This is a genomic window from Pantoea phytostimulans (assembly GCF_046118715.1).
Classification (GTDB): domain Bacteria; phylum Pseudomonadota; class Gammaproteobacteria; order Enterobacterales; family Enterobacteriaceae; genus Pantoea; species Pantoea phytostimulans.
The window spans coordinates 2,395,212-2,408,730 of sequence record NZ_CP173698.1 but is presented as its reverse complement, the minus strand read 5'-3'; the positions used below and the strand labels follow the sequence as shown (position 1 = coordinate 2,408,730).

Below are 13,519 nucleotides of genomic sequence, written 5' to 3'. Positions count from 1 at the left end.
TTTATCAAATGCGTTTAGGCTGCGCCTGCGTTGCAGGCTCGCAATAAGGATAAAGGTACTTTTTAAACGAAGCCGCCAGCGCCCTACACATCAATTCTTACGGACCCTTCTTGGTGACAACACGCCCGGCAATTTAATAAATGAATGAATAAAGGAATTTGTCGTAGTCAGGATTTATTAACCAGAACCGCCGATAAACGCAACAGTGGGCATTGCTCTGTGCTGATTTGCCTGTGGCTAACCGGCTAATATCCTGTTCGGTCTGCAATTATCCGCTGCTAATCGTGTTTTAATGCGCTCTCTTTACAGAAATAAACGGGCAGGCAAAATACCCTTTTTAATATTCAGCCTAATAGCCATGTCTGACGAAGCGCTGCACCAACAGATACAGAATCTGAAAAAGCACAATGCGCGGCTTAAGCGTATAGCGCATGACGCGCGCAACAAATTAAGCGCAGCGCTAGATGGCACCGGTTTATGTCTGTGGCAACTCGATATTCCCAGTGGAAAGTTAGTGATTTTTAATCGTCGCTGGGGCGCAATGCTTGGCTTTCAGCCTAAAGAGACCGATGCCAACTTTGAATCGTGGAAAGAGAGCCTTCACCCTGATGACGCCGCTGAGGTGTTAAAAGCCTTTTACGACCATATTGAAGGCATTGCGCCTTACTATGAGGCGTTGCATCGGATGATCGGTAAAAACGGAAAAGTCACTTGGGTATTGGATCGCGGCCGCATTAGCGAATGGGATGACGCAGGAAGACCTGTCAGAGTTACCGGCACGCATATCGACATGACGAAAGAGAAGCAATATGAAGAGCAACTCTCAACGTTGGCGCTGCACGATCCCCTCACGTTATTAACCAACCGTCATGCGCTGCAAACTCACTTTCGCGAACTGAAAGCGCAAGGTCAGTTGTGCGTGGCTTTTATCGATTTAGACAATTTCAAACACGTCAACGATACCTTAGGACATCGCAGCGGCGATGAAGTATTGATTCAACTGAGTCAGCGCTTGCTTGAAGCGTGCCCATCTGAAGTGGTGATTGGCCGATTAGGCGGTGATGAGTTTGTTCTGCTCATGCCTTATGCGCTGGATAATCCCTTGATACATCAAATGGCATACGCCTGCCTGGATGCCGCGCTAACGCCATTCGACATGGCCAACGGCAGCGCCAATATCGGTGCTTCGGTTGGTGTTGCACAGGTTGACGCAAAAGAGAGCTTTGATGAAGCGTTAGCGCGCGCTGATGAAGCGATGTATCGCATTAAAAAGAATGGCAAACGCGGCGTCGCGCTGGGGAGTGTGACTACGCTGCGGCATTATCAGCAAGCGAAGCTGGAACAACCTGGCACGACGCCGAATATCTTGTGGTCGGACACCGGCACCGACGACTGATACGCTGTTTTTTTGAATGGCAGGATTAAAGTGCCAGAAGCAGAAAGCCGCGTCCAGAAACCTCTCTTAGCGGCGTGGGATCAGCCAGTTTCTTAATAACCGCGTCAGCAGCGGCATCCACAGCCACACCACTAAAGCCACCACACACGCATCATCTAAAAAATGTCCCCACAACGTGCCGCGACTCATCGGCAGCAGCGCATCTACAAGCTGAGGAATCAGCAAGGTAGAAGGAAAGATAACGGCCAATGTCAGCAGGAATTGCTTCCATCTGGCGGGGCCGGGTTTCGCTTTGTCTACAGGCGTAAACCAAAACGCTGCACCGGGACGCACTTCAGTATGTTCAGGCGCGGCCAGCATGGCGGGCAGTGTGGCGATCAACGTTTTACGCTCAGCGGATTGCGTCCATTTAAACAGGTTGTCGAGGTTGTCAAAGCGAATCAATACCGTGTAAGTGTTTTCGCCATGCACCGGACGCAAGACGTTAACCCCTAAATGCCCTGGAAACTGCGCCGCCTGCGGCATGATCAGTTCTAGCCAGGCTTCATAATCGGACTGTTTACCGGGCTGCACGCTGTGAGTGATAACCAGCGTGACGTGATTAGCCTGTTGTGGATTGATCATGTCATTCTCCTGAATGCGCGACATCAGTGAAAAAGGTTTGCAGAGCGTCTGCCGTTGAATAAAAAATACGAGATAACACCGCTTATTGTTAGCGGAATGTTTTTGGGTTGTTGTTCAACAATTTTTGAGGAAAGGAAACATGCGGTTAAACCTTGAGGCGCTGCTGATTTTAGATGCGCTGGATCGCCACGGCACCTTTGCTGCTGCCGCGGCACGGCTGTTTAAAACTGCGTCTGCGCTGAGTTATACCGTACAAAAAATGGAGAGTGATCTGAAAATTACGTTGCTCGATCGTTCCGGGCATCGTGCGACTTTTACGCCGACTGGCCGCTTAATGCTAGATAAAGGGCGAGCATTGTTGCGTGCAGTCAATGAGCTGGAGCAGCAGGCGCGCTATGTCGAGAGCGGCTGGGAGAGCAATTTAGTGATCAGCGTTGATGCGTCGGTGCCGTTTTCGCTGCTCACACCGCTAGTTGATGAGTTTTATCAGCAACATCCGCATACGCAGCTGCAATTTCGCCACGACGTGCTGGCGGGCTGCTGGGAAGCGTTAAGCTATGGCGAAGCGGATATCGTCTTTGGCGCAGTACAAGAACCGGCGACGCGCAAAGATATTGGTTGCGTGGCGCTGGGTTGGCTGGATTATGTCTTCGCCGTTGCACCTGAACATCCCCTGGCGCAGGCACCGGAACCGCTGCTGCGTGAGCAGATCCGGCAGTATCGCGCGGTAACGGTGCATGATTCATCACGTCACAGCGCTGGTATTGATTTACGGGTACTGGATGAGCAAAAGACGCTCAGCGTCCATGATTTCTCTACAAAGCTGCAGGCGCAGCTGGCGGGGCTGGGATGTGGCTTTCTACCGTGCTATTTAGCTGAACCCTATTTGGCGGATGGCAGACTCGTGGCGCGTCAGTTAGATAGCGAATGCCGCCGTGATATGGCGTATCTGGCATGGAATGAGAATGCCAGCGGCAATGCGGCCCGCTGGTGGCGCGAGAAATTGCAGACGCTACCGGGATTACGCGACATTTATAGTGCGGCATAAAAAATGCGCACTGCGCTCCGTAAAGAGGAGTGCAGTGCGCAACAGGATTAAATGATTCGCTTTCGGCGCATCCTCGCCCTGATGATAGTGCAATACGTCACGTTGTAGCTCGGCATCGGCACGAGGCTCACTGATGCTGACGCAGACATTGAATTTGCCCTGCTTGCCTGGCTGAAGAGCAACAGGGATTACGTCACCGCTTTTACCAAAATATTCCCTTAGCGACATCGTCAAAATGGGCAGGCCGACGTGGGTGATTCACGGCAGCAAACACCCACTCGTTCCGTTCAAAGCCACAGGAAAACGTGTACACGAAATGATGGCCGGTTTAGATCTTAAAGTTTATGAGAATGGTCCGCCCGGATTCGCTGCTACGCATCCAGATCAGCGGAACAAGGCTCTGTTAGCCTTCTTACAGAAATACCCTTCTAAGAACTATTCCTAAAAGCACCCATCTGGGCGTTTTGTTTATTTATACTTGCCGCTTCGCTTATTCAAATCGATCTTTGGTCGATCTTTTCTTTTCACTATTCGCTTATTTAATTCATTCCGAGAAATAATTGATCATTTATTGATCAGATTGCATTTTTTTGAACATTCGATAGCACGCTTACCGCTTCGCTTATAATTATCCTCTTGATCAGCGCTTTAATTACTAATTTATTGCTTCTTTTAGCTAAAAAGATAATTTGTTGATCAAATTTTATGCTGAATAAGCGAAGCATGCCGCTTCGTTTATAGGAGTTTGTAGTGGACTTTTTGACGAAATGATCGATTAATACGAAACGGAAATGATCGGAAATTGAATGTAAATTTCCCCGATTCTTTTTTGTGATGTCATGACAAAATAATTTCATGGCTAAATCATTGATCATTATGTTAGGGCCGTAAATTAACCAAAATTTTGCATGGCTGAGTAAGCTAATCCGCTTGATCATGTAAATTTTATGGCTACATTTACTTTGTATTACCAGCCTGACGAAGTATTGTCTGTGATTGCTATATTATTAAACCTCATGAGGAATACAGGATGACTCAATATCGTGGTGGGGCAGGAAACTTTGCTGCAGACAAAGAGCGCGCAGCCGAAGCTGGCCGCAAGGGTGGCCAGAAGAGCGGCGGTAACTTTAAGAACGATCCTGAGCGCGCTATTGAAGCAGGTCGAAAAGGAGGTAAGATCAGCCGTCGCAGTTGAGTCTACATAACTCTTTTATTACAATAAGTTATGTAAATATCAAGGTGGCTATTTTTATATTTCCCTTCCCTTTCTGATAAAAGCCAGCTAATCCAATATGGCTGAGCGGCTTATTGCCTTCAGTCATAACTTATTTGAACCGGAATAGAACTCTATTCCGGTTTTTTTGTTTTTCAAAAAATAATCTGTACAGGAAAAAGTAATTGCGTACACATTTTATAAAAATAAAATAACGTCGGAAACTATTTATTTAGGCGTTATATGTATACGGTCTAACAAAAGTCTGTACAACTTTAGCCGATAAAGTCGAGGGTTACTGATTCAACAAAGTTAACTATTTAATGCCACTAACTCTATGGTGCAAAAAGAAAAATGCATTTTATATGCCAGTTTTGTTCACAATTCCAGCAGCAGCGACTCGCAAGATGGCGTTAATACGCTAGAGTTTTATTGAGTTCCCTTGATGACCATCAAGCGGCGTTAACAATTACCCTATCGAAACAAAATATGAGGCAAGAGTGATGACAGTTAAGACATTGAACGATCTCTTTATCCATGACCTCTCTGATATTTACAGCGCTGAAAAACAAATTACCCGCGCCTTACCTAAAATGGCGCGTGCAGCCACTGATGAAAAACTTATCGCCGCGTTTAATCAGCACCTCGAAGAGACACGAGGCCAAATAGAGCGGCTGGATGAAATCGTTGAAGTAACGCCAGAACTTAAAATTAGACGGATGAAATGTCATGCGCTGGAAGGCTTAGTCGAAGAAGCGCAGGAAATTATTGATTCTGTGGAAAAAGGTGAAGTGCGGGATCAAGGATTGATCGGTGCAGCACAGAAAGTTGAGCACTACGAAATTGCCACCTACGGTACGCTTTATGCGTTAGCGACTAAACTAGGTTATACCAAAGCTGCCGAGCTGCTGGCAGAGACGTTGAATGAAGAGAAACAAACGGATCAAAAGCTGACTGATGTCGCTGAGTCCATCACTGTGGCTTCCTGATAAGGAGAGAGACCATGTCTACATCCCCAGAAGAGCACTATCATGACTGGCTACGCGATGCGCATGCCATGGAAGAGCAAGCGGAAAGCATGCTCAATAAAATGGCCGATCGCCTTGAGCATTATCCTGAGTTGAGACAGCGTATTGTCCAACACATTGAGGAAACCAAACAACAGCAGAGCCTGCTCAAGCAGCTGCTGGATCGCCATGATATCCACAACTCCACCCTTAAAGATGCCATGGGCAAAATGGCTGCATTTGGCCAAGCCGTGGGCGGCATGACCACGCCAGATGAAGTGGTTAAAGGCGGTATCAGTGGCTATGTGTTTGAGAATTTCGAAATCGCTAGCTACACCAGCCTGATTGCCGCTGCAGAGCATGTCGGTGATGCGGAAGGCGTGACTATCCTGACGCAGATTCGTGAGCAGGAAATCGCGATGGCGGAATGGCTTTATACGCATCTGCCTGATGTGACGCAGCAGTTTTTACTGCGCTCGTCACAGTCGGGAGTAGAAGCGAAGAAATAAGTTTGAAAGGCTGGAGATGCGTTTAATCAGCATCCCCGGCAAATAGATTAAGGCGAGGCGGGCTGCCAGGTATTAACCGCTTGCGTGTCGATCGGTTTTGGCAGCAGCTTCGCCTGATAAAAAGCGTCAGCAATTTTTTGCTGTTCTGCCAGATCGGCTGATTTTACTGGCTCGATGTGATAACTACGCTGCGCATTGGCTTGTACTACGGTTGATATCGGTAATTTTCCCCACAGCGGTGACAGCAGTTTCGCTGCCTCAGCAGGATGCGCTTTCAGCCATTCAGCTTGGGTTTCCAACGCGTTATAGACAGCATTTAACACGGCAGGATGCGCTTTAGCATACTCTGTCGATGCCAGATAATAGCGTTGATAACTCGCCAAACCTCTGCCGCTCGTCAATACCCGCACATGCTGTTCAGCCTTCGCGCTGGTCACATAAGGTTCCCAGGTTACCCAAGCTGCGACGCTGCCATTTTCCATTGCAGCCCGCCCATCAGCAGGCGTTAACCAAGCGGGGGAAACATCACTGAATTTCAAACCCGCTTTATTCAGCGCAGCGATCAGCAAATAGTGGCTGCCTGCCGCCTTGGTGACAGCAATCTTTTTCCCTTTCAAATCCTGCAGTGTTTTAATCGATGAATCCGCCGGAACCAAAATCGCCTGCGCATCTGGTGAGGGTGTTTCGCGGGCGTAATACGTCAGATTAGCGCCTGCCGCCTGCGCAAAAACCGGTACGGTATCGGCGACATCAGCAGATAAATCAACATTATTCAGATTGAGCGCTTCGAGTAGCGGTAAGCCGCTAGAGAATTCATGCCAGCTGACTTTTACCCCTTGGCTGGCAAGAGATTTATCCAGCTCGCCACGCTGTTTAATCAGCGTCAGCAAGGTAGATGATTTTTGATAACCGATACGTAGGGTTTGTTCTGCGGCGTGGAGTGGAAAGGAAAACAAGGCGGCGACCAACAGGGCGCCGCCAAGAGCGTTAAGGCGGGTCATGATGCATCCTTATGAGTTACTAAGCCTCAGGCGATAATAGGGGAGGGTCCTCTATCCACTAAACGCCGTTTTCTCATAAGCTTTGCCGCGCAGCAGATAACTCGCTGCGCAACGATTAATCCGCCATTAAGTGGCCGTACATCACCATCAAGCGGCGGGTAACGCCGTTGGTCCAGCCAAACCCATCTTGCAAAGGATATTCACCGCCGCCACCAGGACGTGCACGATCGCCGCTGATATCATATTTCTCAACCAGCTTATGGTGTAGCTGATAGAAATTATTGACGGTGTTTAGCCAGTTCACCGCTATTTCGCTGGCAAGGGTCTCTTCGCCGTAGTTATTTAAGCCAACCACCGCCATCCACTGCATGGGAGCCCAACCGTTGGGTGCATCCCACTGCTCACCGCTGTCGACCATAGATGTTAATAATCCACCATTACTCAGTAGCAGCTGGCGCAGGGCGATAGATTGCAGATGCGCCTGATGCGGCGTAGCAAGGCCAACAAACAGCGGCACCACAGAAGCCGCGGTAAAAGCACCGAAGCGCGCACGTCGCCAGTCATAATCGCGGAACACGCCTGCGGTGCTGTCCCACAAGTAGCGGGTAATCGCACGTTTACGCGCCTCAGCTTTCTTTTGCCAGGCGAGTGCAGTTAACTCTTCACCTTTGGCGTGCGATAACGTGGCAATCATCAACTCAAGCTTGTAAAGAAACGCATTGAGGTCAATGGGAATAAATTGCGTGGTGCGAATGCTTGACAGACGTTTTGGATTACGCAGCCAGCGCGAAGAGTAATCCCAGCCGGATGCGGCACCAGCACGCAGGTCACGATAAACCTCACTTGCCGGACGTTTTGACTGACGCGCGGTTTCCACGTCTTCAATCCACGACTCGTCACGCGGCGTGTCGCGGTCATCCCAGTAACGATTCAACAATGAACCGTTTGGCATGCGCACCACATGACGATAAGCCTGGTTTGGCATCAGCTCACCCGCGCCATCCATCCAGAAGTGGTATTCCTTCATCAGCTGCTCAAGATAGCGCTTTGCGCCTCGCACACCATCTTCTTCAAACAGCTCAACCATGAGCGCAAATACCGGCGGCTGAGAACGGCTGAGATAATAGGTGCGGTTGCCGTTGGGAATATGGCCGTAATTGTCGATTAACCAGGCAAAGTTATCCGCCATGTGACGCAGTAAATCGTCACGACCTGATTCCGCCAGGCCCAGCATGGTGAAATAGGAATCCCAATAGTAAGTTTCACCGAAGCGTCCGCCTGGCACGACATAAGGTTTTGGCAGCGGCAGCAGTGAGGAATGCGGCATGTGTTGCTGCGGCATTTTGGTCAGCACCGGCCATAAATCATCGATGTGCTCGTTAAGCGTTTTGTCAGGGTTCGAGACATAAAAGCTCTCGTTAACGCCTGGCAAATAGAAGTGATCGGCCACGAAACGCGACAGGTCAAAGTCGCTGCTGCGTTTTTGACGGCGATAGCGCATCAGCACGTCGAGCGGATCATACTTTGGCGAACAGTCAGGAAAGGTTTTGCTATCTTCAAAAATGCGCGACATCTGAACATTTTCAAACAGTTCAAGGTAGCGATCTGCTGGCGTCAGCGCGTCTGGAGCCGGTAAGCCTTCGATCAGCTCGGGCTCTGGTTCAGAATCTTGCATGCCGTCCAATTTCAGTTCATGGGGATCGTATAGATACTCAACGTCCGCACCTGCACGAACTTCTTCGAATGCATTGAGTTGCTGGCGATTAGTATTAATAGCGGCCTCCAGAGCAGTCCGGTTTGCATAAAGAGAAAATTATAGACCTCTCAACCTGCCAAACAACAATGCAGATTGCCTATGAACGTAATAAAAATTGTCTATTAATCGGTTTTTTTGCATAAATTATAGCCATATCAACTAAATATGCGGTGGTTCACAAAAAATGCATTTCAGATGAATCTCTTAGGTAACTAAAGAAATCAGTTTAGTCTGACAAAAATGGGTATTTATTAACATTTAGACAAGTTTTACAGCCTAAAAAAGGGTGCATAACGTGGCATACGAAGCGACGAATGCAATAAATTAAGTGCTTAGGCGATGTCATTTATCAGTGTGTAATGAGGCCAATTGTTCAGCATGGGGAAAGCTGAAGAGGAATAATGCTATTAAGCACGATGTTCCCACGAAAGGGAACATCGCACTGACTCATTTTTTCATCGCTGCCCGAATCACATCTTGATAAGGGGTGGTTGCGCGACCAATCAGTTTACTCAGCGTATGGGAATCATCGAACAAACCGCCTTGCGCTGCGCCAGCGTCAGAATCCGCCAGCATATCAGCCAGCCCTTCTGGTAAGCCTGCGTTTTTGAGTGCGTCAGCAAACTCCGCTTGTGGCAGATTGATGTAATCCACTTTCTCGCCGCTTTGTGCCGCAATCTCTGCGGTGAACTGTGCCAGCGTATAATGATCATCGCCAGCCAGTTCATAAACCTTACCGGCCTGATCGTCGCGTAGCATGACTTCTGCGGCGGCCTCGGCATAATCCTGACGTGATGCCGACGCGATGCGGCCTCTATCTGCTGCGCCGATAAACGCATGGTGTGCCAGCGCCGGAGCAATACTTGCGGCGTAATTCTCGCTGTACCAACCGTTACGCAGCAGCGCGAACGGCACGCCTGAAGCCTGTAATAAGGCTTCGGTAGCGCGGTGCTCAATACCTAATCCCAGTGGCGATTTATCGGCATGCAGCAGGCTGGTGTAGGCAATGAATTTTACGCCTGCGGTTTTGGCCGCATCGATCACCGCTCTATGCTGAGCTTCACGCTGGCCGACTTCGCTGCCAGAGATCAGCAGCAGTTTTTCAACGCCCGCAAACGCGGCAACCAGCGTCTCTGGCTTATTGTAATCGGCTGCGCGCACCTGCACACCTTGCCTGGCGAGGTCAGCGGCTTTTTCCGGTGAGCGTACGGCGGCAATCAGCTGTCCGGCAGGAATCTTCTTCACTAATGCTTCAATCACTAAACGGCCTAATTGGCCAGTCGCGCCTGTTATTGCAATCATTTTGGTATTCCCTTTAATTTTGCTGTTGGTGAAAAACAGCCTACGAGATAAGCTAACTTTTAGTAAGTACTTACCTAATTGTTAGTATCAAGAGAACAGATTAAATGTCTGAAAAGCTAAGTGAAAAATTTAACCGTGGTGCGCTGTTAAACGTAAATTGCCCTTCCCGTGAGGTGTTAAAGCGTATTACCAGTCGCTGGAGCGTGCTGATTTTGCTGGCACTGAAAAAGGAAACGCTGCGGTTTAGCGAACTGCGGCGCACCGTGGGTGGCGTCAGTGAACGCATGTTGTCGCAGACGCTGCGTCATATGGAAGAGGATGGCTTTGTTGAGCGTATTGCTTACGAAGTGGTGCCGCCGCACGTGGAATATCGCCTTACGCCGCTGGGGCGTGAAGTCGAAGCGCAAGTCACCGGACTTGCCGATTGGCTGGAGGAGAATCTCAGTCGCATTCTGGCGCAGCGCGAGAATTAATTGACCGATAAGCGGATGCAATGTGAAGAGCAGGGCAGTGGTGAGAATCGATAAATGCGCGCTGCTTCCACAGCGCGCATGCGTGAAATCAAGCATGAGGTTTAGTGCAGATACTTTTCAAACCACGCCAGCGTTCGGCTCCAGGCTAACTCCGCTGCGGCTTTGTCATAGCGTGGCGTTGAATCATTATGGAAACCGTGATTCACGCCGGGATAAATATACGCTTCATAGACTTTGTCATTCTGCTTTAAAGCGGCTTCATACGCAGGCCAGCCAGCATTGATATTCTTATCCAGCTCAGCGTAATGCAGCAGCAGCGGCGCTTTGATCCGTGGCACATCTTCAGCCTTGGGCTGACGACCATAAAACGGTACGGCACAGGCTAAATCCGGGAAGGCCACCGCTGCCGCATTTGACACACCGCCGCCGTAGCAAAATCCGGTGATGCCGACTTTCCCGGTCGCTTCCTGGTGGTGCATGAGAAAATCGATCGCGGCGAAAAAATCGTTCATCAATTTGGTGGGATCCACTTTGGCCTGCATTTCTCGGCCTTCATCGTCATTGCCTGGATAGCCGCCTAGCGAACTCAATCCATCCGGTGCCAGCGCAATATAGCCCGCTTTCGCCACACGGCGCGCCACGTCTTCTATATAGGGATTCAATCCCCGATTCTCATGCACCACAACCACCGCAGGCACTTTGCCTTTGGCATTGGCCGGTTTCACGAGATAGCCGCGCACCTCACCATGACCTTGCGGCGAAGGGTAGTGAATGTATTCCGGTTTGATGTCGGGATCGGTGAATTCAACCTGACTGGCCAGCGCATAGTTAGGACTCATCATGCCGAGCAGCGTAGCGCCAGTCATGCCGCCAATCGCCAGCTTGCCTGCCATAGAAATGAATTCGCGTTTACTGATTCTGCCGTGTGCGTAGTAATCGTAGAGTTCGAGTAATTCCTGAGGGAAATCTTGTGCTGTTAGACGTGTCATAACAATTCCTTAACCCAGATTAACAGGAGGCGATGCCGCTTTAACAAAGCACAGCTTGTCAGCTGAGGCAACCGGGATGACTCATCGGGTTAAATGTAATTAACGTAACGGTAGGTGAAAATAACGTGATCGCTCACGCAAATTTTTTTATTGGCTATTTCCAGGTGGATTTATCTGCTACGCGCCAATAAGCTTCTTTACAAACTAATCTGTTAATTTAGTAAAGGAAATAAACTCAATTTATTAACATTAGCCGTTTGCTGAAAGCGTATGAATTGGCTCATTCCGCACCCCTTTATAATCGTGGCAAATTAACCTTAAGCACCTAAAAAAAGGCTAAGGCGCTGGTTGAAGTGGAAATCTGTCTAACGCATTAAAAAATAGGATTTTTGCATAACAAGCTCTACGATTAAGCCCCTGTTTTTGACAAGGTTTATACCAGAATAAACCGTAAAAACAGGATGTTGTCATGATTTTTATTCCTAAGCTTTTCTTTGCGAAATCAGCGTTTTTGCTGCTATTTGATATAACATTTATGTCACATAAAGGTGTTTGAATTAACTTTTGCGCCTTGTTTTTAAATAGATAATTGCCGCGAAAAACAATGACCAAAATCAAAAAAGACTGTTATAGTTTTTGCTCTCCCGATTGTTTCTGTTTCTCTTAGGCGAAGTGTTCTACATTTCGCGGCGGAAATTTAATTAAGCGCAATGTGAAATATTTACATTGTGCTTAACTTGTTAATTATAAGTAAATATATGGTGTTCTATGTGGCAAAGAGGTAAGCAATGTTTGGATTAGATGCCTTTCATCTGGCCAGGATACAGTTCGCATTTACTGTTTCCTTCCATATTATCTTTCCCGCCATCACCATCGGCCTGGCCAGTTTTCTGGCAGTGCTCGAAGGTATGTGGCTGAAATCCCGTAATCAAACTTATCGCGATCTCTATCATTTCTGGTCCAAAGTCTTTGCCGTGAACTTCGGTATGGGCGTGGTATCCGGTTTGGTGATGGCGTATCAGTTCGGGACTAACTGGAGCGGCTTCTCGCAGTTCGCGGGCAGTATCACCGGTCCGTTACTGACCTATGAAGTATTAACCGCATTCTTCCTTGAAGCGGGCTTCCTTGGAGTGATGCTGTTTGGTTGGAACCGCGTGGGTCCGGGCCTGCACTTCTTTGCCACCTGCATGGTTGCACTCGGCACCATTATCTCCACTTTCTGGATATTGGCGTCTAATAGCTGGATGCACACGCCGCAGGGTTACATCATCGAAAACGGTATTGTGATCCCGCAAGACTGGTTCAAGATTGTCTTTAACCCATCGTTCCCGTATCGATTGTTGCACATGTCTACAGCGGCATTCCTTGCCAGCGCCTTCTTTGTTGGCTCTTCGGCTGCGTGGCATTTGCTGAAAGGAAATGATAATCCAGCCATTCGTAAAATGTTCTCGATGGCGCTGTGGATGGCGCTGATTGTGTCGCCAATTCAGGCGATGATCGGTGACGCGCACGGCTTGAATACGCTGGAGCATCAACCGGCGAAAATCGCTGCCATTGAAGGCCATTGGGAAAACCCGCCAGGCGAAGCCACGCCGCTGATCCTGTTTGGCATCCCGGATATGGAAGAAGAGCGCACTAAATATGCGCTGGAAGTGCCTTATCTTGGCAGCCTGATCTTGACGCACAGCCTGGACAAGCAGGTTCCGGCGCTGAAGACTTTCCCGAAAGAGGATCGTCCGAACTCCACCGTGATTTTCTGGTCGTTCCGCGTGATGGTCGCGATGGGGCTGCTGATGATTACGCTTGGCGTGGTCAGCCTGTGGTTGCGTTTTAAAGGTCGCTTGTATGAGTCGCGTCCCTTCCTGTGGTTCGCCCTGTTCATGGGGCCGAGTGGTCTGCTGGCCATATTAGCCGGTTGGTTCACCACAGAAATTGGTCGTCAACCTTGGGTGGTTTACGGCGTGCAGCGCACCATTGATGCGGTCTCCGCGCATGGCGACCTGCATATGAGTATCAGCCTGCTGGCGTTCATCGTGGTCTACTGCTCGGTATTTGGTGTCGGTTATCACTACATGATGCGTCTGATTAAACAGGGTCCGATTACTGGCGAAGGTCACGTGGTTGAACACGGTGGTCCGGGTCAGAAGAAAACCCCTGCGCGTCCGCTGTCTGCAGCAACGCATAAGGAAGGAGACCTCTAA

The 13,519-nt window shown here is 49.1% G+C and carries 12 protein-coding genes; 7 read left to right on the top strand and 5 right to left on the bottom strand.

Going from position 1 to position 13,519, the window contains the following annotated elements:
* Positions 1-358: 358 nt before the first annotated feature.
* On the top strand, positions 359-1,396 hold the full coding sequence (locus tag ACF2G4_RS11195) for a sensor domain-containing diguanylate cyclase (protein ID WP_332624854.1): 1,038 nt from the start codon (positions 359-361) through the stop codon (positions 1,394-1,396).
* A gap of 66 nt (positions 1,397-1,462) precedes the next feature.
* On the opposite strand, the gene ACF2G4_RS11190 is transcribed toward ACF2G4_RS11195, so the two are convergent.
* Entirely contained in the window at positions 1,463-2,020 is a 558-nt protein-coding gene (locus ACF2G4_RS11190; protein WP_332624855.1) for an antibiotic biosynthesis monooxygenase, read from the bottom strand.
* Between the two features lie 139 nt (positions 2,021-2,159).
* On the opposite strand from ACF2G4_RS11190, the gene ACF2G4_RS11185 reads away from it, so the two are divergent.
* From ACF2G4_RS11185 to ACF2G4_RS11170, 4 genes are all read left to right on the top strand, one after another.
* Positions 2,160-3,068: a LysR substrate-binding domain-containing protein gene (locus ACF2G4_RS11185; protein ID WP_332624856.1), complete on the top strand. Its 909-nt coding sequence runs from the start codon at positions 2,160-2,162 to the stop codon at positions 3,066-3,068.
* A gap of 1,030 nt (positions 3,069-4,098) precedes the next feature.
* Positions 4,099-4,263 (top strand): general stress protein, encoded by a 165-nt coding sequence (locus ACF2G4_RS11180; RefSeq protein ID WP_215845624.1) that lies wholly within the window; start codon positions 4,099-4,101, stop codon positions 4,261-4,263.
* A gap of 521 nt (positions 4,264-4,784) precedes the next feature.
* On the top strand, positions 4,785-5,270 hold the full coding sequence (locus ACF2G4_RS11175; protein WP_243078975.1) for a ferritin-like domain-containing protein: 486 nt from the start codon (positions 4,785-4,787) through the stop codon (positions 5,268-5,270).
* Positions 5,271-5,284: 14 nt separating this feature from the next.
* Positions 5,285-5,797: a ferritin-like domain-containing protein gene (locus ACF2G4_RS11170; RefSeq protein ID WP_215845626.1), complete on the top strand. Its 513-nt coding sequence runs from the start codon at positions 5,285-5,287 to the stop codon at positions 5,795-5,797.
* Between the two features lie 47 nt (positions 5,798-5,844).
* Here ACF2G4_RS11170 and ACF2G4_RS11165 read toward each other — a convergent pair whose 3' ends face one another.
* The 3 genes from ACF2G4_RS11165 to ACF2G4_RS11155 form a co-directional block, all read right to left on the bottom strand.
* Positions 5,845-6,798: an aliphatic sulfonate ABC transporter substrate-binding protein gene (locus tag ACF2G4_RS11165; protein WP_409074833.1), complete on the bottom strand. Its 954-nt coding sequence runs from the start codon at positions 6,796-6,798 to the stop codon at positions 5,845-5,847.
* Positions 6,799-6,913: 115 nt separating this feature from the next.
* Positions 6,914-8,572, bottom strand: a complete 1,659-nt coding sequence (locus tag ACF2G4_RS11160; RefSeq protein ID WP_215848219.1) for an alpha,alpha-trehalase — start codon at positions 8,570-8,572, stop codon at positions 6,914-6,916.
* Positions 8,573-9,001: 429 nt separating this feature from the next.
* Entirely contained in the window at positions 9,002-9,856 is an 855-nt protein-coding gene (locus ACF2G4_RS11155) for an SDR family oxidoreductase (protein ID WP_409074832.1), read from the bottom strand.
* 104 nt (positions 9,857-9,960) lie between these two features.
* Here ACF2G4_RS11155 and ACF2G4_RS11150 point away from each other — a divergent pair, with 104 nt between their 5' ends.
* The gene (locus ACF2G4_RS11150; protein ID WP_215845628.1) at positions 9,961-10,329 is read left to right on the top strand and encodes a helix-turn-helix domain-containing protein; all 369 of its coding nucleotides are present in this window, start codon (positions 9,961-9,963) and stop codon (positions 10,327-10,329) included.
* 101 nt (positions 10,330-10,430) lie between these two features.
* Here ACF2G4_RS11150 and yghX read toward each other — a convergent pair whose 3' ends face one another.
* Positions 10,431-11,318, bottom strand: coding sequence for a YghX family hydrolase (yghX, locus tag ACF2G4_RS11145; RefSeq protein ID WP_215845629.1), 888 nt, complete (start codon positions 11,316-11,318; stop codon positions 10,431-10,433).
* A gap of 788 nt (positions 11,319-12,106) precedes the next feature.
* Between yghX and ACF2G4_RS11140 the strand changes: the two genes are divergently transcribed.
* On the top strand, positions 12,107-13,519 hold the full coding sequence (locus ACF2G4_RS11140; protein WP_215845630.1) for a cytochrome ubiquinol oxidase subunit I: 1,413 nt from the start codon (positions 12,107-12,109) through the stop codon (positions 13,517-13,519).

Coding starts and splice junctions, on each gene's coding strand:
- ACF2G4_RS11195 (WP_332624854.1), top strand. CDS start 359: ATGTCTGACGAAGCGCTGCACCAACAGATACAGAATCTGAAAAAGCAC.
- ACF2G4_RS11190 (WP_332624855.1), bottom strand. CDS start 2,020: ATGATCAATCCACAACAGGCTAATCACGTCACGCTGGTTATCACTCAC.
- ACF2G4_RS11185 (WP_332624856.1), top strand. CDS start 2,160: ATGCGGTTAAACCTTGAGGCGCTGCTGATTTTAGATGCGCTGGATCGC.
- ACF2G4_RS11180 (WP_215845624.1), top strand. CDS start 4,099: ATGACTCAATATCGTGGTGGGGCAGGAAACTTTGCTGCAGACAAAGAG.
- ACF2G4_RS11175 (WP_243078975.1), top strand. CDS start 4,785: ATGACAGTTAAGACATTGAACGATCTCTTTATCCATGACCTCTCTGAT.
- ACF2G4_RS11170 (WP_215845626.1), top strand. CDS start 5,285: ATGTCTACATCCCCAGAAGAGCACTATCATGACTGGCTACGCGATGCG.
- ACF2G4_RS11165 (WP_409074833.1), bottom strand. CDS start 6,798: ATGACCCGCCTTAACGCTCTTGGCGGCGCCCTGTTGGTCGCCGCCTTG.
- ACF2G4_RS11155 (WP_409074832.1), bottom strand. CDS start 9,856: ATGATTGCAATAACAGGCGCGACTGGCCAATTAGGCCGTTTAGTGATT.
- ACF2G4_RS11150 (WP_215845628.1), top strand. CDS start 9,961: ATGTCTGAAAAGCTAAGTGAAAAATTTAACCGTGGTGCGCTGTTAAAC.
- yghX (WP_215845629.1), bottom strand. CDS start 11,318: ATGACACGTCTAACAGCACAAGATTTCCCTCAGGAATTACTCGAACTC.
- ACF2G4_RS11140 (WP_215845630.1), top strand. CDS start 12,107: ATGTTTGGATTAGATGCCTTTCATCTGGCCAGGATACAGTTCGCATTT.